The sequence below is a fragment of the Pseudomonas bananamidigenes genome, from assembly GCF_001679645.1.
GTDB lineage: Bacteria > Pseudomonadota > Gammaproteobacteria > Pseudomonadales > Pseudomonadaceae > Aquipseudomonas > Aquipseudomonas bananamidigenes.
This window is the reverse complement of record NZ_LRUN01000011.1, coordinates 20,509-45,326: the sequence shown is the minus strand read 5'-3', so window position 1 is coordinate 45,326 and position 24,818 is coordinate 20,509. Positions and strand designations below refer to the sequence as shown.

General features: G+C 60.8%; 27 protein-coding genes. 18 read left to right on the top strand and 9 right to left on the bottom strand.

The genetic code is table 11. The annotated features are described in order from the left end of the window. Nucleotides 1-22 precede the first annotated feature (22 nt). The 5 genes from BBF94_RS05645 to BBF94_RS05625 all read right to left on the bottom strand — a co-directional run bounded on the left by BBF94_RS05645 (nt 23) and on the right by BBF94_RS05625 (nt 2,793). Entirely contained in the window at nt 23-394 is a 372-nt protein-coding gene (locus BBF94_RS05645) for a glutathione S-transferase N-terminal domain-containing protein (protein ID WP_065258069.1), read from the bottom strand. Nucleotides 395-495: 101 nt separating this feature from the next. Continuing rightward, nucleotides 496-1,041 (bottom strand): GTP cyclohydrolase I FolE, encoded by a 546-nt coding sequence (folE, locus tag BBF94_RS05640; RefSeq protein WP_003204506.1) that lies wholly within the window; start codon nt 1,039-1,041, stop codon nt 496-498. A gap of 77 nt (nt 1,042-1,118) precedes the next feature. Continuing rightward, nucleotides 1,119-1,676 (bottom strand): Smr/MutS family protein, encoded by a 558-nt coding sequence (locus tag BBF94_RS05635; protein WP_065258068.1) that lies wholly within the window; start codon nt 1,674-1,676, stop codon nt 1,119-1,121. A gap of 73 nt (nt 1,677-1,749) precedes the next feature. After that, entirely contained in the window at nt 1,750-2,070 is a 321-nt protein-coding gene (locus BBF94_RS05630; RefSeq protein WP_065258067.1) for a hypothetical protein, read from the bottom strand. A gap of 132 nt (nt 2,071-2,202) precedes the next feature. Further along, the gene (locus BBF94_RS05625) at nt 2,203-2,793 is read right to left on the bottom strand and encodes a cysteine hydrolase family protein (protein ID WP_065258066.1); all 591 of its coding nucleotides are present in this window, start codon (nt 2,791-2,793) and stop codon (nt 2,203-2,205) included. 238 nt (nt 2,794-3,031) lie between these two features. On the opposite strand from BBF94_RS05625, the gene prmB reads away from it, so the two are divergent. Next, nucleotides 3,032-3,940 (top strand): 50S ribosomal protein L3 N(5)-glutamine methyltransferase, encoded by a 909-nt coding sequence (gene prmB / locus BBF94_RS05620; RefSeq protein ID WP_065258065.1) that lies wholly within the window; start codon nt 3,032-3,034, stop codon nt 3,938-3,940. A 42-nt stretch (nt 3,941-3,982) separates the two neighbouring features. Here the strand turns inward: prmB and BBF94_RS05615 are convergent, their stop codons facing one another. Together BBF94_RS05615 and BBF94_RS05610 are read right to left on the bottom strand one after the other, a co-directional pair. Further along, nucleotides 3,983-4,774, bottom strand: coding sequence for a hypothetical protein (locus BBF94_RS05615; RefSeq protein ID WP_065258064.1), 792 nt, complete (start codon nt 4,772-4,774; stop codon nt 3,983-3,985). An 87-nt stretch (nt 4,775-4,861) separates the two neighbouring features. Further along, nucleotides 4,862-5,815: an alpha/beta hydrolase gene (locus BBF94_RS05610; protein ID WP_065258063.1), complete on the bottom strand. Its 954-nt coding sequence runs from the start codon at nt 5,813-5,815 to the stop codon at nt 4,862-4,864. Nucleotides 5,816-5,945: 130 nt separating this feature from the next. On the opposite strand from BBF94_RS05610, the gene aroC reads away from it, so the two are divergent. The 5 genes from aroC (at nt 5,946) to mtnC (ending at nt 10,163) form a co-directional block, all read left to right on the top strand. After that, a complete protein-coding gene (gene aroC / locus BBF94_RS05605; RefSeq protein WP_065258062.1) occupies nt 5,946-7,037 on the top strand; it encodes a chorismate synthase in 1,092 nt (363 codons plus the stop codon). 31 nt (nt 7,038-7,068) lie between these two features. Beyond that, nucleotides 7,069-8,214 carry an MFS transporter gene (locus BBF94_RS05600; protein WP_065258061.1) on the top strand — a complete coding sequence of 382 codons (1,146 nt, stop codon included), beginning with the start codon at nt 7,069-7,071 and terminating at the stop codon, nt 8,212-8,214. Further along, nucleotides 8,211-8,837: a methylthioribulose 1-phosphate dehydratase gene (locus BBF94_RS05595; RefSeq protein WP_065258060.1), complete on the top strand. Its 627-nt coding sequence runs from the start codon at nt 8,211-8,213 to the stop codon at nt 8,835-8,837. The genes BBF94_RS05600 and BBF94_RS05595 overlap by 4 nt, the downstream gene beginning before the upstream one ends. A gap of 92 nt (nt 8,838-8,929) precedes the next feature. After that, a complete protein-coding gene (locus BBF94_RS05590; protein WP_065258059.1) occupies nt 8,930-9,475 on the top strand; it encodes a 1,2-dihydroxy-3-keto-5-methylthiopentene dioxygenase in 546 nt (181 codons plus the stop codon). Between the two features lie 4 nt (nt 9,476-9,479). Continuing rightward, complete coding sequence (mtnC, locus tag BBF94_RS05585) at nt 9,480-10,163, top strand: acireductone synthase (RefSeq protein ID WP_065258058.1); 684 nt, start codon at nt 9,480-9,482, stop codon at nt 10,161-10,163. A gap of 74 nt (nt 10,164-10,237) precedes the next feature. Here mtnC and BBF94_RS05580 read toward each other — a convergent pair whose 3' ends face one another. After that, entirely contained in the window at nt 10,238-10,516 is a 279-nt protein-coding gene (locus tag BBF94_RS05580; protein WP_065258057.1) for a DUF3509 domain-containing protein, read from the bottom strand. Nucleotides 10,517-10,905: 389 nt separating this feature from the next. Between BBF94_RS05580 and BBF94_RS05575 the strand changes: the two genes are divergently transcribed. The 10 genes from BBF94_RS05575 (at nt 10,906) to BBF94_RS05530 (ending at nt 19,967) form a co-directional block, all read left to right on the top strand. Then, entirely contained in the window at nt 10,906-12,744 is a 1,839-nt protein-coding gene (locus BBF94_RS05575) for a long-chain-acyl-CoA synthetase (protein ID WP_065258056.1), read from the top strand. A gap of 96 nt (nt 12,745-12,840) precedes the next feature. Continuing rightward, nucleotides 12,841-13,359, top strand: coding sequence for an ankyrin repeat domain-containing protein (locus tag BBF94_RS05570; protein ID WP_065258055.1), 519 nt, complete (start codon nt 12,841-12,843; stop codon nt 13,357-13,359). An 89-nt stretch (nt 13,360-13,448) separates the two neighbouring features. Further along, complete coding sequence (locus BBF94_RS05565; RefSeq protein WP_065258054.1) at nt 13,449-13,979, top strand: hypothetical protein; 531 nt, start codon at nt 13,449-13,451, stop codon at nt 13,977-13,979. A 71-nt stretch (nt 13,980-14,050) separates the two neighbouring features. Next, nucleotides 14,051-14,242, top strand: a complete 192-nt coding sequence (locus BBF94_RS05560) for a PLDc N-terminal domain-containing protein (RefSeq protein ID WP_003223221.1) — start codon at nt 14,051-14,053, stop codon at nt 14,240-14,242. Nucleotides 14,243-14,494: 252 nt separating this feature from the next. After that, complete coding sequence (speE, locus tag BBF94_RS05555; RefSeq protein WP_065258053.1) at nt 14,495-15,370, top strand: polyamine aminopropyltransferase; 876 nt, start codon at nt 14,495-14,497, stop codon at nt 15,368-15,370. A gap of 154 nt (nt 15,371-15,524) precedes the next feature. Continuing rightward, nucleotides 15,525-15,758, top strand: a complete 234-nt coding sequence (locus tag BBF94_RS05550; RefSeq protein ID WP_065258052.1) for a hypothetical protein — start codon at nt 15,525-15,527, stop codon at nt 15,756-15,758. A gap of 211 nt (nt 15,759-15,969) precedes the next feature. Continuing rightward, complete coding sequence (locus BBF94_RS05545) at nt 15,970-16,317, top strand: ribonuclease E inhibitor RraB (RefSeq protein ID WP_065258051.1); 348 nt, start codon at nt 15,970-15,972, stop codon at nt 16,315-16,317. A gap of 477 nt (nt 16,318-16,794) precedes the next feature. Next, nucleotides 16,795-18,204, top strand: coding sequence for a circularly permuted type 2 ATP-grasp protein (locus tag BBF94_RS05540; RefSeq protein ID WP_065258050.1), 1,410 nt, complete (start codon nt 16,795-16,797; stop codon nt 18,202-18,204). 12 nt (nt 18,205-18,216) lie between these two features. Next, complete coding sequence (locus BBF94_RS05535; RefSeq protein WP_065258049.1) at nt 18,217-19,167, top strand: alpha-E domain-containing protein; 951 nt, start codon at nt 18,217-18,219, stop codon at nt 19,165-19,167. Continuing rightward, entirely contained in the window at nt 19,164-19,967 is an 804-nt protein-coding gene (locus BBF94_RS05530) for a transglutaminase family protein (RefSeq protein ID WP_065258048.1), read from the top strand. The genes BBF94_RS05535 and BBF94_RS05530 overlap by 4 nt, the downstream gene beginning before the upstream one ends. A gap of 77 nt (nt 19,968-20,044) precedes the next feature. Here BBF94_RS05530 and BBF94_RS05525 read toward each other — a convergent pair whose 3' ends face one another. After that, nucleotides 20,045-20,866, bottom strand: coding sequence for a c-type cytochrome (locus tag BBF94_RS05525; protein ID WP_065258047.1), 822 nt, complete (start codon nt 20,864-20,866; stop codon nt 20,045-20,047). Between the two features lie 583 nt (nt 20,867-21,449). Between BBF94_RS05525 and BBF94_RS05520 the strand changes: the two genes are divergently transcribed. Both BBF94_RS05520 and BBF94_RS05515 read left to right on the top strand, forming a co-directional pair. Then, complete coding sequence (locus BBF94_RS05520; RefSeq protein WP_065258046.1) at nt 21,450-22,655, top strand: acetyl-CoA C-acetyltransferase; 1,206 nt, start codon at nt 21,450-21,452, stop codon at nt 22,653-22,655. A gap of 17 nt (nt 22,656-22,672) precedes the next feature. Next, nucleotides 22,673-24,817, top strand: coding sequence for a 3-hydroxyacyl-CoA dehydrogenase NAD-binding domain-containing protein (locus BBF94_RS05515; protein WP_065258045.1), 2,145 nt, complete (start codon nt 22,673-22,675; stop codon nt 24,815-24,817). The last annotated feature ends 1 nt before the right edge of the window (nt 24,818 follow it).

Genomic DNA, 24,818 nt, shown 5'->3' with positions numbered 1-24,818 from the left:
CGCGCAGGCCGGTTTTTCAGGTTCAGACGGCGGCGAACCGCTTGTTCAGGTATTCGATGATGGTGTTGGACTCATACATCCAGGTGGTCTGGCCGTTTTCTTCGATGCGCAGGCACGGCACCTTGATCTTGCCGCCCTGTTCCAGCAGGGTCTGGCGATCCTGCTCGTTGTTCTTCGCGTCCTTCAGGGCCACCGGCACATTCAGGCGACGCAGGCTGCGGCGGGTCTTCACGCAGAACGGGCAGGCGTGAAACTGATACAGGGTCAGGTCTTTCGCGGCGGCGTCCACTTGAGCCTGGGCAGCGGCGGTGCGCTGCTTCTTGCCCGGGCGGGTCAGAAAGTCAACGAAGATGATCAGTTGGCCGAGGCCGACACGAAGCGCTTTGACGAACACGTTACAAGCCTCACAGGGACATTGAAGAAGTCGCGCAGCTTACCCGATTTTTCACGGACGAAAAAAAACCGGCGATCAACGCCGGTTTTTTTCGTCGCCAATTACTTGATCAGGCTGAGAAACTCGCTGCGGGTCGCCGCGTTTTCGCGGAATTCACCGAGCATCACCGAAGTGATCATCGACGAATTCTGTTTCTCCACACCGCGCATCATCATGCACATGTGCTTGGCCTCGATCACCACGGCCACGCCCAGCGCGCCGGTGACCTGCTGGACCGCATCGGCGATCTGGCGGCTGAGGTTTTCCTGGATCTGCAGGCGGCGGGCGTACATGTCGACGATCCGCGCGACCTTCGACAGGCCCAGCACTTTGCCGCTCGGGATATACGCGACATGGGCCTTGCCGATGAACGGCAGCAGGTGGTGTTCGCACAACGAGTAGAGCTCGATGTCCTTGACCAGCACCATTTCGCTGTTGTCGGAGCTGAACAGGGCACCATTGGTGACCTCTTCGAGCGTCTGTTCATAACCGCGGCAGAGGTACTGCATGGCTTTGGCGGCACGCTTCGGCGTGTCGAGCAGGCCCTCGCGGGACACGTCCTCGCCCAGTTGGCCGAGAATCGCGGTGTAATTCTGTTCCAGGGACATGAAACTACCTGTGGGGATTTTCGCAAAGGGCAAGGGTACGGTGGCGGACACGACCCTGCAAGTTCGGTGTGACGGGATTATTCGTCGCGGCCTTCCATCATGGTGCGTTTGAGCATCACGTAAACCGCGCCGGCGCCGCCGTGTTTCGCCTGGCACGAGCAGAATCCGAGCACTTGCGCATGCTGGCGCAGCCAGGTGTTGACGTGGCTTTTGATCATCGGGCGCTTGCCGTCCAGACGCACGGCCTTGCCGTGGGTGACGCGTACGCAGCGGATTTCGAATTTTGTCGCCTCGGCGAGAAACGCCCAAAGGGTTTCCCGGGCCTTTTCGACGCTCATGCCGTGCAGGTCGAGGCTGCCTTCGAACGGGATCTGCCCGATCTTGAGCTTGCGCATCTGGCTTTCCTGCACGCCGTCACGGGCCCACATAAGTTCGTCTTCGGGGCCGACGTCGATCACGAACTGATCGGACAGACCGTCAACGGTGGTGGTTTCGGTACGGATGGTGGCGGACTGGCGCAGTTTGGCGATTTGCGCACGGTCAGTCTTGGGTTTGCCGGTGTCGGCGCGGTCGTGCTTGATCGGCTTGACGCCTTGGATCGCACTTTTGAACAGAGAAAAATCGTCGTCTTGCATATCAGCCTCCGCGAAGGGCGGCCAGTTTACCCAAAGAGACACAAAACGCCCGGCAAAAAGCCAGGCCGTCGATTCAGTCGTGTTTTTTCATCAGGTGCGGGGACATGTTCAGCTCCCGCGATTGTCGTGCGCGACGCCGGCAACGACGCCACAGGGCCACGCCGAAATACAGGAACAACAGGCCGACGGCCAGAATGATCGCCGAGCCGGTCGGCGTAGCATTCAACTCTCCGAGTGCCGGCGGGTGCCCGATCAGGCTGGCGGCGCCGGCCATCGCCAACAGAATGCCGAACGTCGCCAGAATGGCGGCGATCGCTGCGCCAAATCGAAAACGCCAGTTGCTTTGGCCTTTGGGCCGCAAGCGGCGTGCGTCAAATCCATCGGATAACTTCATTCCGACCTTCCTCAATGGGTATCGGCCCTTCGACCGGGAGTTGCCCGGGTTGTTCCTGAGGCTAGGGTAATTGAAGCAAATGCGAGGCTTTTGCGGATGAGCGGCGGGCCGGGCCGCTCACGGGCAGGTGTATCAGATCAGGTCCTGAGTCCGGGCAAGGGTGGCGAAGTTGTCGGCCATGATCGCCATTTCCGCCTCCTGTACCTGGGCGGCGCTGAGCACGCGGCCCTTGAACGGCAAATCACGGGTGGCGCAGGCGTCCTCAACCAGTGTGCAGCGGAAACCCAGGTTTTTCGCCGCGCGTACGGTGGTGCTGACGCTGGAGTGGCTCATGAAACCGCAGACGATCAGGTCCAGCGAACCGAGGGTTTGCAGGCGATCGTAAAGTTCGGTGCCGTGGAAAGCGCTCGGCAGCAGTTTGCCGATGATGGTTTCATCGCCCTGGGGTTCCAGACCGGGGATGAATTCGCCGCGTTCGCCCTGCGGGTCGAACAGACCGCCCACGGTGCCGAGGTGGCGTACGTGCACGATCGGACGGCCGGCTGCACGTGCGGCGGCAACCAGTTGTTTGATGTTCGCGACAGCCGCGTCCATGCCGCTCAGGGCCAGCGGGCCGCTGAGGTACTCTTTCTGGGCATCGATGATGACCACGGTGGCATGGCTCAACGTGGCCGCTGCGTAACCGCGACCGCTGAGTTGAAACATCGTTTTTGGAACGGACATTCTGGGGCTCCTTGGGGTGGGGCTTTTGCGACATTGTCCTCTGGCTGAGCGGTTCTGTGAATCGCTACCATCGTAGGCACCGTCGTTTCTGGCCTGCAGCCTCGTCAAGTTACACGTTCTGTTCAATAGCTGATAAGGAATTCGGAACGCTCCTACCGCCGATCCGGGATATTTCCTGCGTCGTCGTGGCGCGTTTTGGCTGCTAGAATCGCCAGTCGTTTTTTCTGGAGTTCTGCCCGTGATCACTTCCCGACTTCGTACCCTGCGCGACCACATCCGTTGGGCCGTCAGCCGCTTCCATGGGGAGGATCTGTTTTTCGGCCACGGCACCGATAACGCCTGGGACGAAGCCCGGCAACTCGTGCTCGGCGCCTTGCACCTGCCATGGGAAATCGCCGACAGCTATCTGGACTGCGCGCTGGAAGACGACGAACTGGTCAACCTGCAACGCTTGCTCAAACGCCGAATCGAGGAGCGCATTCCGACCGCTTATCTGCTCGGCGAGGCGTGGTTCTGCGGCCTGTCGTTCATCGTCGATGAGCGCGTGCTGATCCCGCGTTCGCCGATCGGCGAGTTGATCGAAAACCGTTTTGCGCCGTGGATCGGAGACGAGCCTGTGCGGATTCTCGACCTGTGCACCGGCTCCGGCTGCATCGGCATCGCTTGCGCCTACGAGTTCCAGAATGCCGAAGTGGTGCTGGCGGACCTGTCGTTCGAAGCCCTGGAAGTGGCGAACCAGAACATTGAGCGCCACGGTGTCGATGAGCGTGTGTTCACCGTGCAGGGCGATGGTTTCGAGGGGCTGCCGGGTCAGCGTTTCGACCTGATCGTGTCGAACCCGCCCTATGTCGATGCGGAAGATTTTGCCGACATGCCGGACGAATACCATCATGAGCCCGAGCTGGGCCTGGCCTGTGGCGACGATGGTTTGAACCTGGTGCGCCGGATGCTCGCCGAAGCGGCGGATCACCTGACCGAGAAGGGTTTGCTGATCGTCGAGGTGGGCAACAGCCAGGTACACGTCGAAGCGCTGTACCCGGAAGTCGATTTCGCCTGGCTGGAATTCCAGCGCGGCGGACATGGCGTGTTCATGCTGACTGCCGAACAGTGCCGCAATCATCAGGCGCTCTTCGCTTCCCGCGTCTGACCTGAACCGATCGTTCCCGCCTCGGTGGGAACGATCGTTGGCTCAGCGGTGCGTGGCAATCCAGATCAGCAAACCTGCCTGAAACACCGCAAACGCCACCAGGCAAGTAATGGTGAAGCGCAAACCGGCGTCTTCACGCTTGAACTTGCTGACCTTGTCTTCCTGCTGCTTCAGTTTCACTTCCTGTTCGGCGAGGTTCTGCTCGGCTTGCTGCAACATCTGCGCGGCCTCGAGAATCTCGACGATCTGCAGCTTTTCAGTGTTCCAGTCGCCGAGCAAATCACCGACCCGGACGTCCTTGACGCTGCCCTTCAAGTGCTGGGCGTCGGCGTACACCACATCAAAGCCGTGTACCCGCAGAAAGTGATCGCGGCGCAGGCGGGTGGCTTCGTTCAGCGCGTCCTTGTTGTTCAGGTCCATGCCGTCGACGGTGTAGGTGGGCCAGCGCTTCTTCGCCCAGTTGATGCCCTGGGCGGCCATGAAGCGGCCGATGCCACGGTTTGGCGGTTCGATCTGCAAACCGCTGTCCGGGCCGAAGTGCACGCGCTTGGTCTTGTGGTCGACCCACACATCAAGCTGATTCTGTTCTTTGCGCACGCGCTGGGCAGGCAGTTTGATCTCCATGCGCATCAGGCTCTGGTCTTTGCCGTTGCGCTCGGCGTAACCGAATTCGACAAAACGCAACGGCCGCCCGCCGGTGTTGCGGTCGGTCTGCAACGGCGCCAGGCGGAGCATTTTGTGGTGCTCGACGTGGACATCCGCCCATGGCAGCTCGACCGCTGGCGGTGCGTCTTTTTCAGCGGTGGTGTCGGGTGAAGTCTGGGTATCAGTCATAACGGCGAGATCCTGTCCAAGCTGCCTGCCGCCAGCCAGTACGCTGGCGACAAAGGCTTATCGGCCGTTTTTTCCAGGACTGGAGGGTTAACGGGTGCGAAGTCCGTCAATAAACCCGAGAATCCGGGTTCCCAGTTCGGCCGCCAGCGGCAGATTCGGGTCCTTGTAGGACGCCACTTGCCGTTTCACGTCATTGGGCACGATGCGCATCACATGATTCATGCCTTCGATCACCGCCAGTGTGGCATCGGGTTTTGCCGCTTTGAGCAGATTGGCATCATCGACCTGGACCTGAATGTCATTGCTGCCCTGAACGATCAAGGCCGGCATTTTCAGTCGGGCGAAGGCTGCGGACGGGTCCTGACGGAACAGCGAAATCAGATAGGGCTGCACGCTCGGGCGAAAGATCGCCTGTAAGGGCGGCGGCACGTTGTCATCGGTATGCCCGGCCTTGAAGCTGTCGAGCAGCTCGTTGCTGCGCTGCATCAAAGGTGGTGGGAGGCTGCGGGCCAGTTGCCGGCGCAGGACCTGATCGATCGGCCGCGCCGTGCCGGACAGCGAGATGACCGCCGCGGCGTCGACTTTCGGTGCGGCCAGGCTGGCGATCAGTGCGCCCTCGCTGTGGCCGAGCAGGATCAGCGGACCGAAACGCGGATCGGCCTTGAGCTTCCGGCCCCAGGCCACGGCGTCCGCGACGTAGGCCTCCACCGACAGATTGCGCTCATCCGGCGTCGCGGCCAGGCTCGCCGCCACCCCGCGCTTGTCGAAGCGAACGCTGGCGATATTGTGTTTGGCCAACACCCAGGCCAGTCGCTTGAGGCTGTCGTTGCGCCCGCCGTCCGGGTTGTTTCCGTCACGATCCGTAGGACCGGAGCCAGACAGGATCAGGACAATCGGCAGCGGATTGTCAGACTTCGGTAGCAAAAGCGAGCCGAAAAGTTCTCCGTTGCCGGTGTCCAGCGTCACCGGGCGTTGCAGGACCGTTGCCTGGACGAAGCCAGTAAACAGGGTAAGGCTCAAGATCAAAACTCGCAGCATCATCACGCCATCATTTGCCAAGGTGCCGGTTGGACTCACCAACACCGCCAAGGTTCGAGGATGAACTACTCGGTTAGCCTGCGTATACTGGCGCGCATCATGAATTCGGGTTTGATTTAACGGAGCGTCCTGCATGTCCGGCAATACCTACGGCAAGCTGTTCACTGTCACCACCGCGGGCGAAAGCCATGGTCCGGCGTTGGTCGCCATTGTCGACGGCTGCCCGCCGGGCCTGGAGATTTCCCTTGAAGACCTGCAGCGCGACCTCGACCGCCGCAAGCCGGGCACCAGCCGTCACACCACCCAGCGTCAGGAGGCCGACGAAGTCGAAATCCTTTCCGGCGTGTTCGAGGGGCGCACTACCGGTTGCTCCATCGGCCTGCTGATTCGCAACACCGACCAGAAGTCCAAGGATTACTCGGCGATCAAGGACCTGTTCCGTCCGGCCCATGCCGATTACACCTACCATCACAAATACGGCGAGCGCGATTACCGCGGCGGCGGTCGCAGCTCCGCGCGGGAAACCGCCATGCGTGTGGCGGCCGGTGCGATCGCCAAGAAATACCTGGCGACCCAGGGCATCGTGATTCGCGGCTACATGAGCCAGCTCGGCCCGATCGAAATCCCGTTCAAGACCTGGGAATCGGTCGAGCAGAACGCCTTCTTCAGCCCGGACCCGGACAAGGTGCCGGAACTGGAAGCCTACATGGACCAGCTGCGCCGTGATCAGGATTCGGTCGGGGCGAAGATCACCGTGGTCGCCGAAGGCGTGATGCCTGGTCTGGGCGAGCCGATCTTCGACCGTCTCGACGCCGAACTGGCCCATGCGCTGATGAGCATCAACGCGGTCAAGGGCGTGGAGATCGGCGCCGGTTTCGCCTGTGTCGCCCAGCGCGGCACCGAGCACCGCGACGAGCTGACCCCGGAAGGTTTCCTCAGCAACAACGCTGGCGGCATCCTCGGTGGCATCTCTTCGGGTCAGCCGATCGTCGCGCATCTGGCCTTGAAGCCGACGTCGAGCATCACCACCCCGGGCCGTTCGATCGACATCGACGGCAACCCGGTCGAAGTGATCACCAAGGGCCGTCACGATCCGTGCGTCGGCATCCGTGCCACGCCGATTGCCGAGGCGATGATGGCCATCGTGCTGATGGATCACCTGTTGCGTCACCGTGGTCAGAACGCCGGCGTGCGGGTGAACACCCCGGTGCTGGGTCAGCTCTGATGGGGCAACTCACGGCCGCTGCGGTCTGACCGTGGCGGCGCTTCCGTACTGGCGGCTGTCCAGTTTCTATCTGTTCTATTTCGCCTTGCTCGGCTCGACGGCACCGTTTCTGGCGCTGTACTTCGATCACCTCGGGTTCAGCGCCGCACGCATCGGCGAGCTGGTGGCGATTCCGATGCTGATGCGCTGCGTGGCGCCGAACATCTGGGGCTGGCTCGGCGACTACACCGGCAGACGACTGGCCATCGTGCGCTTCGGCGCGCTGTGCACGCTGCTGACGTTCTCGTTGATTTTCGTCAGCAAGTCCTACGCCTGGCTGGCGATGGTCATGGCCTTGCACGCCTTCTTCTGGCATGCAGTGTTGCCGCAGTTCGAAGTCATCACCCTGGCGCATCTGCAAGGCCAGACGTCTCGCTACAGCCAGATCCGGCTATGGGGTTCCATCGGTTTCATCATCACCGTGGTCGCCCTCGGACGGTTGTTCGAATGGCTGAGCCTCGACATTTATCCGGCGGCGCTGGTGCTGATCATGGCAGGCATCGTGCTCAGCAGTCTGTGGGTGCCGAACGCGCAACCGCCTCAGGGCAACCGACCGACCGGGGAGGGCTTCCTCAGGCAGCTGCGCCAACCAGGGGTGCTGGCGTTCTACGGTTGCGTGGCGCTGATGCAGATGAGCCACGGGCCGTATTACACGTTTCTGACCTTGCACCTTGAACGACTGGGTTACAGCCGTGGCGTGATCGGCATGCTCTGGGCCGTTGGCGTGGTGGCGGAGGTGCTGATGTTCATGGCGATGAGCCGGATTCTTGCGCGCTTCTCCCTGCGGCGCGTGCTGACGGCGAGTTTTCTGCTGGCGGCGCTGCGCTGGTTGCTGTTAGGTTCATTCGCCGAATTTCTCTGGGTGCTGTTGTTTGCCCAGGTGCTTCATGCTGCGACATTCGGCAGCTTTCATGCCGCTGCCATCGCATTCGTGCAACGTAGCTTCGGCGCCCGACAGCAAGGGCAGGGGCAGGCGCTGTACGCGGCGCTGGCCGGCACCGGCGGAGCGCTCGGTGCGTTGTATGCCGGTTACAGCTGGAACGCCCTCGGTGCGACATTGACCTTTAGTATTGCCAGTCTCGCGGCACTTGCTGCTGCCGTTATCATTGCCACACGTATGCAAGAGGACAGGCCATGAGCCTTACCCGTGAACAGCTTGCCCAGCAGATCATCGATGCCGGGCGTTTTCTTTATGGCCGCGGCTGGTCGCCGGCCACCAGCAGCAACTATTCGACGCGCCTGTCGCCGGGCGAAGCGCTGCTGACCGTGTCCGGCAAGCACAAGGGCCAACTGGGTCTGGACGATGTGCTGGCGACCGACCTGTCCGGCAACAGCCTGGAACCGGGCAAAAAGCCGTCCGCCGAAACCCTGCTGCACACCCAGCTCTACAGCTGGCGCCCGGAGATCGGCGCGGTGCTGCACACCCACTCGGTGAACGCCACGGTGCTGTCGCGCCTGACGCCGCAAGACTTCATCGAGTTCGAAGACTACGAACTGCAAAAAGCCTTCAGCGGCATTACGACCCACGAATCCCGGGTGCGGGTGCCGATTTTCGACAACGATCAGGACATTGCGCGCCTCGCTGCCAAGGTGCAGCCTTGGCTCGACGCCCATCCCGATTGCGTCGGTTATCTGATTCGCGGTCACGGTCTCTACACCTGGGGTGCGCAGATGAGTGACGCGTTGCGCCAGATCGAAGCCTTTGAATTCCTGTTTGAATGCGAGTTGAAGACCCGCAGCGTCATGAACCGCCAAGGCTGACTTCACCAGAACCAGCCCGTTTGCCTGATGAATGCAGTGCCCGACCGGTCTCGAAGAACCGGACGGCAAGGCCGATACCGAGGAAATGCCCCATGAGCAGCCTGTCCGTCTATCACGTTTCCAGCCCTGAAATTCCGAACAAGGTGCTGACCCACTTCGAAGACATCGCCTCGACCCTGGCCGAGCAGGGTGTGCGCTTCGACCGTTGGCAAGCCGCCGCGAAGATCCAGCCCGGTGCCAGCCAGGAAGAAGTGATCGGCGCCTACCGTGAGCAAATCGACAAGCTGATGACCGAGCGCGGTTACATCACAGTCGATGTGGTCAGCCTCAACAGCGATCACCCGCAAAAGGCCGAGCTGCGCGCCAAATTTCTCGAAGAGCATCGCCATGGCGAAGATGAAGTGCGCTTTTTCGTCGCCGGCCGTGGCCTGTTTACCCTGCATATCGACGATTACGTCTACGCCGTGCTGTGCGAGAAGAACGACCTGATTTCGGTGCCCGCCGGCACCAAACACTGGTTCGACATGGGCGAGAACCCGCACTTTGTCGCGATCCGCCTGTTCAACAACCCTGAAGGCTGGGTCGCCAACTTCACCGGCGAAGACATCGCCGGCCGCTTCCCGCGCCTGGAGGACTGAGCCGATGTCGATCAAGGTCATCCTCACCGATATCGAAGGCACCACCAGCGCGGTGAGTTTTGTGTTCGACGTGCTGTTTCCGTATGCGGCAAAACATCTGCCGGACTTCGTTCGTCAGAACGCCACACGCGCCGATGTCGCCGGGCAACTGGACGCCGTGCGCCGTGACAGCAACGAACCCCAGGCCGACGTCGAACGGGTTGTAGAGATTCTGCTGGCCTGGATCGCCGAAGATCGCAAGGCCACGCCGCTGAAAGCGTTGCAGGGCATGGTCTGGGAGCAAGGCTATCAGTCCGGTCAGTTGAAAGGGCATGTATACCCGGACGCCGTCGAAGCGCTCCAGCGCTGGCATCAGGCCGGGTATCAATTGTTCGTTTACTCATCCGGTTCGATCCAGGCGCAGAAGCTGATTTTCGGCTGCTCGGAAGCCGGGGATCTGACGCCGCTGTTCAGCGGCTACTTCGACACCACGTCAGGGCCCAAGCGCGAAGCGCAGTCGTACAGCACTATCCGGCAGGCCATCGGCGTCGAGCCGCAAGAGATCCTGTTCCTGTCCGACATCGTGCAGGAACTCGATGCCGCCCGGTCCGCCGGCCTGCAAACCTGCGGCCTGGCCCGTGAGGGCGGGGAGCTGGAAGGGCATGTGACCGTCGACAGCTTTACCGGGATCGAGCCGGAAGCGTTCTGATTCCATAATCGACGTGCAAAAAAAACAGGCCGTGAAGCGAGAGCTCCACGGCCTGTCTGTTTATGCAGTGTTCGTTACATCGAGTGATAGGTCGGCAGGGCAAAACGCTGCTGGCTTTGCAGCATGCCGATTTGCGGCAGCTCGCTGGCCTGTTCCGCCAGATCACGGCGAATGGCGCTGATCGCCCACGACAGTTGGTCGGCGGCATGCAATTGCTGATAGGTGAGCGCACGCTTGAACACTTTGCCGTCGGCGCTCTTGAGCGTCAGCAGGATCCCGCCATCGGGACGTGGCTGGGTAGTGACGGCGAAGTTGGAGAACAGGGAGGTAAATTTTTCTTGAATCAGGCTCATGTCTTTCAGCTCCGTATGCACTTGAAGGGCAAGCATGCGGAGGGAGTTGCAGTGATTGTGCCAGTATTTTTGTTTTTGTAAATTACTTATAAATCAATAAGTTACAGATATTTGAAATTCAGGTTGTCGTGCAATCTGCATGAATGGCCATCGTGCATCCTGCATTTTGCGGGATTGCTGTCGATCTGATGGAACCATTGCATCGGGCCGCGATCACGCTTCGTCCTGTAGCGCTGACGGATACAAAACATTGCAAAAACCGCGTGTACAGCCCGAGAAGCCCTGACGTATTTTCGGCCTCGACCCTCGCTCAAGAAGCGCCGGTTGCCTCACCCGATTGCCCGACAATAAAAATCCGGCCTGCACGTCAAGGCCCAACGGGAGCTGCCATGAGTCACGCGTCTGGCGACACGATTACCTGGGGCATGATGCTCCGCAAACTGCCGACGATCGCCAAAGCCATCCCGCGGGTGGTGAAAGGCCTGAAGGTGGCCAACGTCAAGGATCCGACCCAGACCTGTGGCCTTGGCTGGACATTCGAACAAGCGACCCTGCGCAATCCCGAGGGTCCCGCGCTGCTGTCGGGCGAGGTGGTGCTCAGTTATTCCCAGGTCAATCAGTGGGCCAACCGCATTGCTCATTATTTGATCGGGCAGGGCATCGGCAAAGGCGATGTGGTAGCCGTGTTCATAGAGAACCGTCCGGAACTGCTGGTGACGATTCTGGCGCTGGCCAAGGTCGGTGCTGTCAGTGCGCTGCTGAACACTTCGCAGACCCGTGACACGCTGATCCACAGCATCAATCTGGTGGCGCCGGTGGCGATCGTCGTTGGTGAGGAGTTGCTGCCAGCGTTTGCAGCAGTACGCGAGCAAGTGACGATTGCGCCGGCCCGCAGCTGGTTCGTGGCCGATCAGGATACGTTCAGTCATCCGGGCATCGCCCCGCAGGGTTACACCAATCTGATCAGCGCCAGTGCCGATGCGCCAGGCGACAACCCGGCCAGCAGCCGGCAGATTTTCTTCGACGATCCCTGTTTCTACATCTACACCTCCGGCACCACCGGGTTGCCCAAGGCCGGGGTGTTCAAGCATGGGCGCTGGATGCGCAGTTCGGCGAGCTTCGGCATGATCGCCCTCGACATGCGTCCGGACGACATCGTCTATTGCACCTTGCCGCTGTATCACGCCACCGGGCTTTGTGTGTGCTGGGGTTCGGCGGTCAATGGCGCGTCGGGTTTCGCCATTCGCCGCAAGTTCAGCGCCCGTCAGTTCTGGAGCGATGTGCGGCGCTACCGTGCCACCACCATCGGCTACGTCGGCGAGTTGTGTCGTTATCTGGTGGATCAGCCGGCCAGCAGCGATGACAGCCGCCATGACGTGCGCAAGATGATCGGCAACGGCTTGCGACCAGGGGCCTGGGCTCAATTCAAGACCCGCTTTGCGGTGGATCACATCTGCGAACTGTATGCAGCCAGCGACGGCAATATCGGTTTCACCAACATCCTCAATTTCGACAACACCATCGGTTTTTCGCTGATGGCCTGGGAGCTGGTCGCTTACGATCAGGACAGCGGCGAACCGGTTCGCGGCGACGACGGTTTCATGCGCAAGGTCGGTCGGGGCGAGCGAGGGCTGTTGCTGGCGCGAATCGACGACAAGGCGCCGCTGGATGGCTACACGGATCCGCAGAAAACCGCCAAGGTCGTGCTGCAGGATGTATTCACCAAGGGTGACCGCTTCTTCAATACCGGTGATCTGCTGCGCAACATCGGCTTCGGCCATGCGCAATTTGTCGATCGCCTCGGCGACACCTACCGCTGGAAAGGCGAGAACGTTTCGACCACCGAGGTCGAGAACCTCTTGCTGCAGCATCCGCACATTTCCGAAGCCGTGGCCTATGGCGTGGAAATCCCCAACACCAACGGTCGCGCCGGGATGGCAGCGATTACACCGGCCGAGTCCCTGGCGACTCTGGATTTCACCGAGCTGTTGGCGTTTGCCCGCCAGCGCATGCCGTCCTACGCGGTACCGCTGTTCCTGAGGGTCAAGGTGAAAATGGAAACCACCGGCACGTTCAAATACCAGAAGACGCGCCTTAAAAACGAAGGCTTCGACCCGGGCGTGACGGGGGACGACCCTGTCTACGCCTGGCTGCCGGGCACTGAAACCTACGAACAGGTGACGGATGAAATCCTTGCGGATATCCGCGCAGGCAAATTGCGTTATTGATATTGGCTATTGGCCGTCTCGAAAAAAAGGGGGTGACAGCTATCGCCACGCTCGGGAAACTAGCGGCTTTCCGATTGACCGAAGTGGAGTTGCCCCATGTCCGACCAAAGCCGCCAGATGACGCCCGAAGAAGCTGCCGAATTCACCGAGCAGGTATTCAACAAGGCGCGCGAAGGTGACGCGGTGATGCTGGATCGCCTGATCACGGCCGGTTTGCCGGTGAACCTCACCAACAGCAAGGGCGATACCCTGCTGATGCTCGCCAGCTACTACGGGCATGTGGACGCGGTGCAAGTGCTGCTCAAGCACAAGGCCGATCCTGAAAAGCGCAATGGCAATGGCCAGAGTCCGATTGCCGGCGCCGCGTTCAAGGGCGATCTGGCCGTGGTCAAGGCCCTGGTGGCCGGCGGGGCGCAGATTGAAGGTGCTTCCTTCGACGGTCGCACTGCATTGATGATGGCGGCGATGTTCAACCGGGTCGAGATCGTCGAGTATCTGATCGACCAGGGCGCCGACCCGAAAGCCAAGGACGCCAACGGCGTTACCGCGCTGGATGCGGCGCGCACCATGGGGGCCGTGGACACCGCCGCGCAGCTGGAAAAACTGCTGGGCTGAAACCGTCGATCCGCAACCGGCTCTGTGGCGAGGACGAGAATGCGCTATCCTTCGCGCCCTCGAAATTCCTTCGCCACAGGACCTGCCCCATGAAAGCCGCACTCGCCGAACTCATCAGCAAAATCAGCTCCGGCTGCATGGGCGAAGACGAGATCCAGAAGGTCGCCGATGAAGCCGCACAGGCCTACGCCGATGCCGATGCTTTTCTGACCGCCAACCCGGACATCAACTACGACGACACCTTCCCGATTCCGCTGGGCGAGTGGGTCGTGGTCGGCAGCCTGCCGGAGACTGTGCTGTTCCAGGCCGACAACTACGTTGACCTGTTCGCCCGGATCATCGCCTCGTTCGGTCCGAACGTGGCGTTCAACCTCAAGCCCAAGCAACTGGCCAGGACCGAAGCCCTGACCGCGCTGAATCGCATTCAGGTGCAGATGAGCAGCCTGAACAAGGAAAACGGCGGTTACACGCTGATGAACTTCAGCCAGTTGCTCGACGACGAGCTGCAAGTGGTGCTGGTCTACGGCAACGACGTGCCGCGAGTGCTGGAGCTGTGCGCCGAAGTGGGCATCGCCGCTGCGCCTTCGCTGGAAGCCTTGAAGGTCGCCGTCCACGTCTGAATGCAATAAAAGGGAACCCTGCGCGTGACCGTCTATCCTAAAAGTGCACGCCACTATTCCGGAGCGACACCATGGGTTCCACGTTCAACGGCCTGATCGGCCTGATCATTCTTGCCCTCGACATCTGGGCGATCATCAATGTGCTGAAAAGCGGCGCCGAGACCGGGATGAAAATCCTCTGGGTGCTGTTGATCATCCTCCTGCCGGTGCTGGGCCTGATCATCTGGGCAATTGCCGGGCCGCGGGGCAATGTGCGGATTTAGTTTCACAACTGAACAGGTTCTTTCCTGTGGGAGCGAGCTTGCTCGCGAAGGCGATTTTTCATTCAGCAAATGTGTTGAGTCGGATGGCCTCTTCGCGAGCAAGCTCGCTCCCACATTTGCCTTTCTGCGGCTTCAAAATGTCGTCTGTCAGCGGAAGGTTCGACCTGTCATCTTCGGCAACGTAGAATGCGCGCCTTTCCCGGGCAATCGAACCTGACGATTGGCGCCCGCGCATTCATCGGAGCACTTCACATGACCGTCACCAAGACCAGCGAATACCTGGAAACCCTCTACGAAGGCTACGGCCAGCGTTTTCGCATGGAAAAACTGCTGCACGAAGTGCGCACCGAACACCAGCATCTGGTGATCTTCCAGAACCCGCGCATGGGCCGTGTGATGGCATTGGACGGCGTGATCCAGACCACCGAAGCCGATGAATTCATCTACCACGAAATGCTCACCCACGTGCCGATCCTCGCCCACGGCACTGCCAGGCGCGTGCTGATCATCGGCGGCGGCGATGGCGGCATGCTGCGCGAAGTGACCAAACACGCCAGCGTCGAGCACATCACCATGGTCGAAATCGACGGCACTGTGGTCGACATGTGCAAGGAGTTTCTGCCGAACCACTCCAGCGGCGCTTATGACGATCCACGCCTGAACCTGGTGATCGACGACGGCATGCGTTTCGTCGCGACCACCACGGAAAAGTTCGACGTGATCATTTCCGACTCCACCGACCCGATCGGTCCGGGCGAAGTGCTGTTCTCGGAAAACTTCTATCAGGCTTGCCATCGCTGCCTGAACGAGGGCGGTATCCTTGTGACCCAGAACGGCACGCCGTTCATGCAGATCGACGAGGTGAAAACCACCGCCGGTCGCCTGCGCAGCCTGTTCCCGGACTGGCACTTCTATCAGGCGGCCGTGCCGACCTACATCGGCGGTTCGATGACGTTCGCCTGGGGCTCGACCAACCCGGCCTATCGCAAGCTGAGCCGTGAAGTGCTGCAGCAGCGCTTCATCGGCAGCGGCATCGTCACCCGCTACTACAACCCTGAAATCCACATCGGCGCCTTCGCCTTGCCGCAATACGTGCTGCAAGCGGTGAACAAACCGGGCAACGACTGATCGTTCGGCCACCGTCACTGCGGGGGCGAGCCGCTTCGCTCCCGCAGATGAAATGTTTTTCATGTTGCATCGATGCAAAGCTTTTGAACGATCAATCCTGACAAAAGTCGAGATACATGTAAGCCCATTTGCGGGTTTGATCGAGGAGGCTCCGATGTCAAAGTGGAAAGTCACTTTCGTGGATGATCATGGTGAAACCGTCGATGAAGTCTTCGATTGCGAAGAATGCCCGAGTCATGAGCGAGCCGCCCGGCTCATCAAGGAACGGTTCCTGCCCGTTGTCGCCGAGCTTGACCTCAACGACCTGGAAGGTCGCACCGCCGACGCCGGCGTGAAGACCCTGAAAAACCAGCACAGCATCGAAATCCGCAGCATTACTCCCGTCTGAAAATCTTTTTCCCGGTAACGCACCAGACCTTGGCAGCGGCTCTGTCCTGGGGCTACTCTGCAAGCGAGATCAGCGAACGGATCGCTAAGGTCTGGTCTTGTCAGCTACATGCTTGTTTTCCCGCCGGCAACACGGTTGTCACAGCGCTTGAGCCGTCCGGCCAGGTGCAGGGAATACGGAAAGTCTATCCATCTATGCGAGGGGGACGTTCATGAGCACAGCCTATCAAGAAGACATCAGCAGCAACGTGCTGCGCCGCATGAAAGAAGGCGGTTTCGATTTTTCCCGATTCCATCCCATCGAGTTCTACGCCATTTTCCCGGACGAGGAGCGGGCGCGCAGGGCGGCAGGCAAGTTTCGCGGTGAATCCATCAATGCCCAGATCAGTGTGCGTGACGACGGCGCCTGGTTTCTGGAATTGAGCAAGGTGATGTACGCAACCTACGACGACATCGGCGATTTCGAACAGGGGTTTTCGGCGGTGGTCGAGCCTCTGGGCGGCATCATCGAAGGCTGGGGCGTGAAGCAGGAGGTGCGCAACCGCCATCGCTTGAACTGATCCTCCTCGCCACACATCCGGCAACGGCTGACCTTCGGGTCGGCCGTTGTCGTTTCGGCACCTTGAAAAACGTCCGGTAAAACCCTGAAACAAGAATACTGAGCAAAAAAAAGCACCGCAGAGGGTGGCTGAAAGGGAAGACCGGAAGGAGAGGGAACCGGTCAGGGTTACGGCCGGGAGGGGCTTGCCGGGGCAAGCCGGATCAGTGGGGCTGCGTGCTTCACCCGGGAAGTCTCGCAGCGGATGGGCGGATTATCCGCAGCCCGCGCCGGGCAGTGAAATCAACTCTGACTATGCTGCTGATAGGCGACGGTGCTGCGTCGCAATGAAGCGGGGGTGATCAGGTTGAGGCATTTGCCGCACAGGAATGGTGCGGTGCGTGCGGTGTGAATATCCAACCTGTTGAAATCAAAGCGTTTATGCCGATGGCACGGGCCTTGCGATGGCCTGCATGTCCGGAGTGACAAGGAGTACGGCATGATCCGCACCAGTTTTGATGAAATGTACGATGCCGGCGGCGTGGTTCGCCCGCATTACCGGGAGTTCGCCCGCTGGCTGGCAGAAACACCCGAGGAACTGCTGGCCCAGCGGCGACGCGAGGCCGATCTGCTGTTCCATCGCGCCGGGATTACGTTCACGCTCTATGGGGATGAGCAAGGGACGGAACGCCTGATTCCCTTCGACACCATTCCGCGCAGCATTCCCGCCAGCGAGTGGCGGATCGTCGAGCGCGGCTGCATCCAGCGGGTCAAGGCGTTGAACATGTTTCTCGCCGACCTCTACCACGAGCAGCGCATCATCAAGGCCGGGATCATTCCCGCCGAGCAGGTGCTGGCCAACGAGCAATACCAGTTGGCGATGCAAGGGCTGGATCTGCACCGCGATATCTATTCGCACATCTCTGGCGTCGATCTGGTGCGCGACGGCGACGGCACCTACTACGTCCTGGAGGACAACCTGCGCACGCCCAGCGGCGTGAGCTACATGCTCGAAGACCGCAAGATGATGATGCGCCTGTTCCCCGAGCTGTTCGCGGCCCAGCGCATCGCACCCATCGACCATTACCCGAACCTGTTGCTCGATACCCTGAAAAGCTCAAGCCCTCTCGATGACCCAAGTGTCGTGGTACTGACGCCGGGGCGATTCAACAGCGCATTTTTCGAGCATGCATTCCTGGCTCGGGAAATGGGCGTGGAACTGGTGGAGGGTGCCGATCTGTTCGTGCGCGACGACAAAGTCTTCATGCGCACCACCGACGGTCCCAAAGCGGTGGATGTGATTTATCGCCGTCTCGACGATGCGTTTCTCGATCCGCTGGCGTTCCGTCCGGACTCGATGCTTGGTGTGCCGGGATTGCTGTCGTCCTATCGCTCCGGCAACGTGGTTTTGGCCAATGCGATCGGCACCGGCGTGGCGGACGACAAGTCGGTGTATCCGTTCGTCACCGAAATGATCCGTTTCTACCTCGATGAAGAACCGATCCTGCAGAACGTGCCGACCTGGCAATGCCGCAACCCGTCTGAACTTTCCCATGTGCTGGCCAATCTTGCCGATCTGGTGGTCAAGGAGACCCAGGGCTCCGGTGGTTACGGAATGCTCGTGGGACCGGCGGCGACGGCGGCGGAAATCGATGCGTTCCGCGAGCGGATCAAGGCCAGGCCTTACGCCTACATCGCGCAACCCACGCTGTCGCTGTCGACCTGTCCGACCTTTGTCGAAAACGGCATTGCGCCGCGCCATATCGACCTGCGTCCGTTCGTACTGTCCGGTCGCGAAACCCGGGTCGTGCCCGGCGGTTTGACCCGTGTCGCCTTGCGTGAAGGCTCTCTGGTGGTGAACTCATCCCAGGGCGGCGGAACCAAGGACACCTGGGTGGTCGAGGACTGAAGGAAGCCTGCCATGTTAAGTAGAACTGCCTCGGATCTGTACTGGATGTCGCGTTACCTGGAGCGGGCGGAAAACCTCGCCCGCATGCTCGATGTCAGTTATTCGCTGTCGCTGATGCCGCAGGACGGCCGTGGCGATGGCCTGCATGAACTGGCGATGCCGTTGATGATCACCGGCACCCTGGATGATTACCTTGAGCGCCACGGCGAGTTGCATGCCGAGCGATTGCTGCATTTCTTCGCCCTCGACGCTGCGAACCCGGCGAGCATCTACAGCTGCCTCGGCGCGGCACGAGCCAGTGCCCACGCGGTGCGTGGGCGGATCACCGCCGACATGTGGGAGAACATCAACGCCACCTGGCTGGAGATCCGCGGGATCGCCAACCAGGGCCTCAGCCGCTATGGCATGAGCCGGTTTTGCGAGTGGATCAAGGAACGTTCGCACCTGTTTCGCGGTGCGTCCTACGGCACCATCATGCGCAACGACGCGTTCCGCTTCATTCGCCTGGGTACCTTCATCGAGCGGGCGGACAACACGTTGCGGCTGCTCGACGCCCGCTATGAAATGGCCGGCGATCAGGCCGAGGCTGTCAGTGACGGCACTGCCCACGCCTATTACCAGTGGAGTGCGTTATTGCGGGCGCTGTCGTCGTTCGAGGCTTACACCGAGATCTATCGCGATGCCCCCGGCGCCCGGCATGTTGCCGAGTTGCTGCTGTTGCGTGCCGATGTGCCGCGCTCTTTGCGGGCCTGCACCGAAGAAATCGACCAGATCCTCGCGCAACTGCCAGGGGCCAACGGTCGCCCGGCGCAACGGCTGGCGGCGGAAATGGACGCACGCCTGCGCTACACCGGCATCCACGAAATCCTCGAGGAAGGGCTGCACGCCTGGCTCACCGAATTCATTCCACTGGTGCGCCAGTTGGGCAACGCCATTCACAGTTCCTATCTGGAGGCCGCATGAGACTTTCCATCAGCCACGAAACCACCTATCACTACGAAGATCAGGTGCGGGCGAGCATCCAGTACCTGCGCCTGACCCCTCACGACAGCGAACGCCAGCATGTGCTGAGCTGGCAACTCGACCTGCCGCGCCCGGTGCGGGCCCAGCTCGATCCGTTCGGCAACATCCTGCATGTCCTGACCATGGACGAGCCCCACGAAGCGATCATCATCGGCGCTCGGGGGCAGGTCGATATCGACGAAAGGCGCGAAGCGGAACATGAACGCCAGTCGGCGCTGCCGTTCCTGCGTTTCACCCGGCTGACCGAGGCGGACGAGGCGTTGCGGGCATTTGCCGAGAAGTCCTGCAAACAGCGGCGCGACCGCACTGCGCTGATCGACTTGATGCATGGCTTGAACCAGCACATGACCTATACGCCAGGCTCCACCGAAGTTGATACCAGCGCCGCCGAGGCGTTCGCCGGGCGCGCGGGAGTCTGCCAGGATCATGCCCATGCGTTTCTGGCCTGTGCACGCAGTCTGGGGGTGCCGTCGCGGTATGTGTCGGGCTATCTGTACAGCGAGGATTGCGAACACCTGGCCAGCCACGCCTGGGCCGAAGCCTGGATCGATGACGCCTGGTACAGCTTTGACGTGACCAATGAACTGGCGCGGCCGGAGCGGCACTTGAAACTGGCGGTGGGGCTGGACTACCTGGATGCCTGCCCGGTGCGGGGCATGCGCCGGGGAGGCGGGGCAGAGCAGATGCATGCGAAGGTGCTGGTCGCGCCGACACCGGTCATCTCGGTGCAACAGCAATAGGCTGTGGGAGCGAGCCTGCTCGCGGGATTATCTGACACACCGCTTTCGCGAGCAGGCTCGCTCCCACAAGGCATGTCTCAGGGTTTAACCTTGCGCCCGGCCATGTGCTGCAAATACCCCACCAGTTTCTGCAGATCCGCATCCGGCAACACTTCGGCGGAGAACCCCGGCATCTTCGCCTGCGGCCATTGGCGCAAGCTCTGCGGATCGCGGATATAGCGCTTGAGGAAGTCCGCGCCAAAGTATTCGGTCGGGTTGTACGGAATATTCAGATCCGGACCGAATTGCGCATCCCCCGCACCATTGAGTCGATGGCAGGCCAGGCAGTTTTTCTGGAACAGTGCAAACCCCTGATTCACCGGGTCATCGGCCTTCAAGGCAGGATCCGGCAGCAGGGCAGGGAAACGTTCGGCCACTGGAGCCATGCGTTTGATGCTCGCCACTTCGAACGGCCATTGTTCCGGGCTGATATTGCCGGCCTGCGGATCGGTCCACACCAGGTAGAACGGCCCGGCGCTGTGCTTGCCTTCCGACAGCGGCGGCCACGGGTGGGCCGGGTCTTCGATGGCCAGCCAGGCCCGGGAACCTTTGGTGTCGAGCAGCGGCGCAGCGGCCAGCTCGGCGGCAAAACCGTCCAGTGCCACGGCTTGCAGGTGATCTTCAGGTTTGATGCCGGTCAGCAGCGCGGCAATCGGCACGGCGCGATAAGTCATGTCCTTCTTGTAGGACACATCATTCCTGATCGTGAGGGTTTGCACCTGAGGATGCTTGAGCAGTTCCTCGGTCTGCCAGGTGCGACTGTTCTCGCCCAATTGCAGATCCAGTTGAGCAGCAGACAAGGACATGCTCAGCAGCATGCCCCCGAACAGAATGAGTGCTTTCAATTGATCGCCGTCCATGTCGTGGAAGTGCGCAAAGAGTGGCACAGCCATGCTGGCCCGGATAGCGGGCCAGTCACATTTTGAGTGGCGATGAGCAACACCCGCCGCTTGAATCAGCCAATCACCTTGGTCAGGTTCGGCAAAATCAATAACAGCGTGGTGGCGAAAAGGATGAGCCCCGCTTGACGAACTTTCGGTTGTTTGAACATGGCTTGACCGCCTTTTTTGTTATTTCCTGATGCCTGCCTGCGTGTCCATGACGGCAAGCGCTGCACTTCCTGTAGAAGAACGCCTGCCCCGGCAAAACCCGACGACAACGACGTACATGTTCACCTTAGGGCCCGCGTCACGCTTGGCTTAGATCCATTTCACATGTATTTGCTACCAGTCGCGATTAAAAAGGCATGAGGCCCTTTGCCAGCTTCTTTGCCGCCCTTTTGCTAGACAGCTTGCTGACCTGAACCGGTTAACCTGACCGGAAATGACCGTCCGTCTGAGCGTGCACGTCAACGTCATTGAGCGCTGTGGTCATTGAATCCGTGAGCGTCCCGGCCAAGAGTGGGAGCACGAATTTCACTCATCGCACAGGTTCGAGAACGCCATGACCCAAGCTTTGATTTTCGACGCGTTACGCACGCCCCGTGGCAGAGGCAAGGCCGACGGTTCGCTGCACAGCGTCAAACCGGTGAACCTGGTGGCCGGGCTGTTGACCGCATTGCAGAGCCGCACGGAGCTGGATACCAGCCAGGTCGATGACGTGGTGCTCGGTTGCGTAACGCCGATTGGCGACCAGGGCGCGGATATCGCCAAGACTGCCGTGCAAGTGGCTGACTGGGACGTCAGCGTCGCTGGCGTACAGATCAATCGCTTCTGCGCCTCTGGGCTGGAAGCGGTGAACCTGGGCGCGATGAAAGTGCGTTCCGGGTTCGAAGAGCTGGTGGTGGTCGGCGGGGTCGAATCCATGTCCCGCGTGCCGATGGGCAGTGACGGCGGCGCCTGGGCGCTGGACCCGCAGACCAATCTGCACAGCCATTTCACCCCGCAAGGTGTCGGTGCCGACCTGATCGCCACTCTTGAAGGTTTCAGCCGTCAGGACGTCGATGCCTACGCGCTGCACTCGCAACAGAAAGCCGCCCGCGCCCGGGCCGACGGTTCGTTCGACAAATCGTTGGTGCCGGTGCAGGATCAGAACGGCATCATCCTGCTCGATCACGATGAGTTCATTCGCGCCGAGTCGACCCTCGAAGGTCTGGGCAAGCTCAAGCCGAGCTTCGAGATGATCGGCCAGATGGGTTTCGACGCCACGGCGCTGCGGGTCTATAGCCACGTCGAGCGGATCAACCATGTGCACACACCTGGCAATAGTTCGGGCATCGTCGATGGTGCGGCGCTGATGCTGGTCGGCTCCGAGGCCAAAGGGCGAGCGTTGGGTCTGCAACCCCGGGCTCGCATTGTCGCCACGGCGGTCACCAGCACCGACCCGACCATCATGCTCACCGGCCCGGCGCCGGCCACCCGCAAGGCGCTGGCCAAGGCGGGGCTGCGGGTCGAAGACATCGATCTGTTCGAGGTCAACGAGGCATTTGCTTCTGTGGTGCTGAAATTCATCAAGGACATGGCCGTCGACCCGGACAAGGTCAACGTCAATGGCGGCTCGATTGCCATGGGCCATCCGCTGGGCGCCACCGGTTGCGCGATCCTCGGCACCTTGCTCGACGAACTGGAAGCCCGGCGACTGCGCTACGGCCTGGCGACGCTGTGCGTCGGCGGCGGCATGGGCATCGCCACCATCATCGAACGCCTCTGACCCTCAGGAACCTTGTCATGACCCAAGCCATTCGTTACGAAAAGGGCCAGGACGGCATCGTCGTCCTGACCATCGACATGCCAGGCCAGAGCGCCAACACCATGAACGCGGTGTACCGCGAGGCCATGGCCGAAAGTGTCGCCCGCTTGCAGGCGGAAAAAGATGACATTGCCGGGGTGATCATTACGTCGGCCAAGAAAACCTTCTTCGCCGGTGGCGACCTGAATGAACTGATCAAGGTCGGCAAGCCCGAAGCCAAGACCTTCTACGATTGGGTGCTGAACCTGAAGGGCCAGTTGCGCACTCTGGAAACCCTCGGCAAACCGGTGGTCGCGGCGATCAACGGTGCGGCGCTCGGTGGCGGCTGGGAAATCTGCCTGGCTTGTCATCACCGCGTGGCGTTGGACGATGCGTCGGTGCAACTCGGTCTGCCGGAAGTGACCCTCGGTTTGCTGCCGGGTGGCGGCGGGGTGGTGCGCATGGTGCGCATGCTCGGCATCGAAAAGGCCCTGCCGTATCTGCTCGAGGGCAAGAAAGTCCGTCCGCAGCAGGCGCTGCAGGCGGGTTTGATCGATGAACTGGCGGCGGATCGCGATGAACTGCTGTCCAAGGCCAGGGCCTGGATTCTGGCCAATCCTGCGCCAGTGCAGCGTTGGGATGTGAAGGGCTATCAGATTCCTGGCGGCACGCCGTCAAATCCGAAAGTCGCGCAGATGCTGGCCATTGCGCCATCGATCCTGCGCACCAAGACCCAGGGCACGTTGCCGGCGCCGGAGAAAATTCTCTGTGCGGCAGTGGAAGGCGCGCAGGTGGATTTCGATACCGCGCACCTGATCGAAACCCGTTACTTCACCGAACTGACCACCGGCCAGATCTCGAAAAACCTGATCGGCACGTTCTGGTTCCAGCTCAATGAAATCAATGCCGGCGGTTCGCGTCCGCAGGGCCTGGCACCTTATGTGACGAAGCGTGTGGGTGTGCTCGGCGCCGGGATGATGGGCGCCGGCATTGCTTATGTCAGCGCCTCGGCCGGAGTCGAGGTGGTGCTCAAGGACATCAACCTCGCGGCTGCCGAGAAGGGCAAGGCGCATTCGGCAACGCTGCTGGACAAGAAAGTCGCTCGCGGGCAGCTGACTGCCCAGCAGCGTGAGGCGGTGCTGGCGCGTATCCGGACCACTGAAAACGATGCCGATCTGGCAGGTTGCGATCTGATCATCGAGGCGGTGTTTGAGGATCGTCAGCTCAAGGCCAAGGTCTCGGCAGCGGCGCAGCAGGTGGTCGGTGCCGACGCGGTGATTGCCTCCAATACTTCGACCCTGCCCATCACTGGCCTGGCGACGGCGGTGCCGGATCAGAGCAAGTTCATCGGCCTGCATTTCTTCAGTCCTGTGGAAAAAATGCCGTTGGTAGAGATCATCAAGGGCGCGCAGACCAGCGACGAAACCCTTGCACGCGGGTTCGATTTCGTCCTGCAAATCAAGAAAACGCCGATCGTGGTCAACGACAGCCGTGGCTTCTTCACCTCGCGGGTGTTCGGCACGTTCACCAACGAAGGCATTGCCATGCTCGGCGAAGGCATCAACGCAGCGATGATCGAGACCGAAGCGCGCAAGGCGGGGATGCCTGTCGGACCGCTGGCAATCTCTGACGAAGTTTCCCTCAGCCTGATGAGTCATATCCGCCAACAAACGGCCAAAGACCTGCAAGCGGAAGGGAAACCGCTGATTGAGCATCCCGCGTTCGCCGTGATTGACTTGCTGCTCAACGAATACAAGCGGCCGGGCAAGGCAGCGGGAGGCGGTTTTTATGAGTACCCGGCTGGAGGCCAGAAGCACCTGTGGCCCGAGCTGAAAACCCGTTTCGAGAAAGCCGACGGGCAGATTTCACCGAAAGATGTGCGGGACCGGTTGCTGTTCGTGCAAGCCATCGAAACTGTGCGCTGTGTTGAGGAGGGGGTATTGACCTCGACGGCGGATGCCAACGTCGGTTCGATCTTCGGCATCGGGTTCGCGACCTGGACCGGCGGTGCGTTGCAGTTCATCAATCAATATGGCGTGAAGGACTTTGTCGCACGGGCCCAGTACCTGGCCGAACAGTATGGCGAGCGTTTCGCACCGCCGGCGTTGTTGCTGCAAAAGGCTGCCAGCGGCGGGCTGTTCTGAC

Excerpts from the sequence above, each read along its gene's own strand:
- BBF94_RS05575 (WP_065258056.1), top strand. The coding sequence starts at position 10,906 with ATGAGTCACGCGTCTGGCGACACGATTACCTGGGGCATGATGCTCCGC.
- BBF94_RS05580 (WP_065258057.1), bottom strand. The coding sequence starts at position 10,516 with ATGAGCCTGATTCAAGAAAAATTTACCTCCCTGTTCTCCAACTTCGCC.
- BBF94_RS05520 (WP_065258046.1), top strand. The coding sequence starts at position 21,450 with ATGACCCAAGCTTTGATTTTCGACGCGTTACGCACGCCCCGTGGCAGA.
- BBF94_RS05635 (WP_065258068.1), bottom strand. The coding sequence starts at position 1,676 with ATGCAAGACGACGATTTTTCTCTGTTCAAAAGTGCGATCCAAGGCGTC.
- BBF94_RS05540 (WP_065258050.1), top strand. The coding sequence starts at position 16,795 with ATGATCCGCACCAGTTTTGATGAAATGTACGATGCCGGCGGCGTGGTT.
- BBF94_RS05570 (WP_065258055.1), top strand. The coding sequence starts at position 12,841 with ATGTCCGACCAAAGCCGCCAGATGACGCCCGAAGAAGCTGCCGAATTC.
- BBF94_RS05550 (WP_065258052.1), top strand. The coding sequence starts at position 15,525 with ATGTCAAAGTGGAAAGTCACTTTCGTGGATGATCATGGTGAAACCGTC.
- BBF94_RS05515 (WP_065258045.1), top strand. The coding sequence starts at position 22,673 with ATGACCCAAGCCATTCGTTACGAAAAGGGCCAGGACGGCATCGTCGTC.
- BBF94_RS05590 (WP_065258059.1), top strand. The coding sequence starts at position 8,930 with ATGAGCAGCCTGTCCGTCTATCACGTTTCCAGCCCTGAAATTCCGAAC.
- folE (WP_003204506.1), bottom strand. The coding sequence starts at position 1,041 with ATGTCCCTGGAACAGAATTACACCGCGATTCTCGGCCAACTGGGCGAG.
- BBF94_RS05560 (WP_003223221.1), top strand. The coding sequence starts at position 14,051 with ATGGGTTCCACGTTCAACGGCCTGATCGGCCTGATCATTCTTGCCCTC.
- mtnC (WP_065258058.1), top strand. The coding sequence starts at position 9,480 with ATGTCGATCAAGGTCATCCTCACCGATATCGAAGGCACCACCAGCGCG.
- BBF94_RS05545 (WP_065258051.1), top strand. The coding sequence starts at position 15,970 with ATGAGCACAGCCTATCAAGAAGACATCAGCAGCAACGTGCTGCGCCGC.
- BBF94_RS05615 (WP_065258064.1), bottom strand. The coding sequence starts at position 4,774 with ATGACTGATACCCAGACTTCACCCGACACCACCGCTGAAAAAGACGCA.
- speE (WP_065258053.1), top strand. The coding sequence starts at position 14,495 with ATGACCGTCACCAAGACCAGCGAATACCTGGAAACCCTCTACGAAGGC.
- BBF94_RS05610 (WP_065258063.1), bottom strand. The coding sequence starts at position 5,815 with ATGATGCTGCGAGTTTTGATCTTGAGCCTTACCCTGTTTACTGGCTTC.
- BBF94_RS05565 (WP_065258054.1), top strand. The coding sequence starts at position 13,449 with ATGAAAGCCGCACTCGCCGAACTCATCAGCAAAATCAGCTCCGGCTGC.
- BBF94_RS05595 (WP_065258060.1), top strand. The coding sequence starts at position 8,211 with ATGAGCCTTACCCGTGAACAGCTTGCCCAGCAGATCATCGATGCCGGG.
- BBF94_RS05530 (WP_065258048.1), top strand. The coding sequence starts at position 19,164 with ATGAGACTTTCCATCAGCCACGAAACCACCTATCACTACGAAGATCAG.
- BBF94_RS05630 (WP_065258067.1), bottom strand. The coding sequence starts at position 2,070 with ATGAAGTTATCCGATGGATTTGACGCACGCCGCTTGCGGCCCAAAGGC.
- BBF94_RS05525 (WP_065258047.1), bottom strand. The coding sequence starts at position 20,866 with ATGGACGGCGATCAATTGAAAGCACTCATTCTGTTCGGGGGCATGCTG.
- BBF94_RS05535 (WP_065258049.1), top strand. The coding sequence starts at position 18,217 with ATGTTAAGTAGAACTGCCTCGGATCTGTACTGGATGTCGCGTTACCTG.
- BBF94_RS05625 (WP_065258066.1), bottom strand. The coding sequence starts at position 2,793 with ATGTCCGTTCCAAAAACGATGTTTCAACTCAGCGGTCGCGGTTACGCA.
- aroC (WP_065258062.1), top strand. The coding sequence starts at position 5,946 with ATGTCCGGCAATACCTACGGCAAGCTGTTCACTGTCACCACCGCGGGC.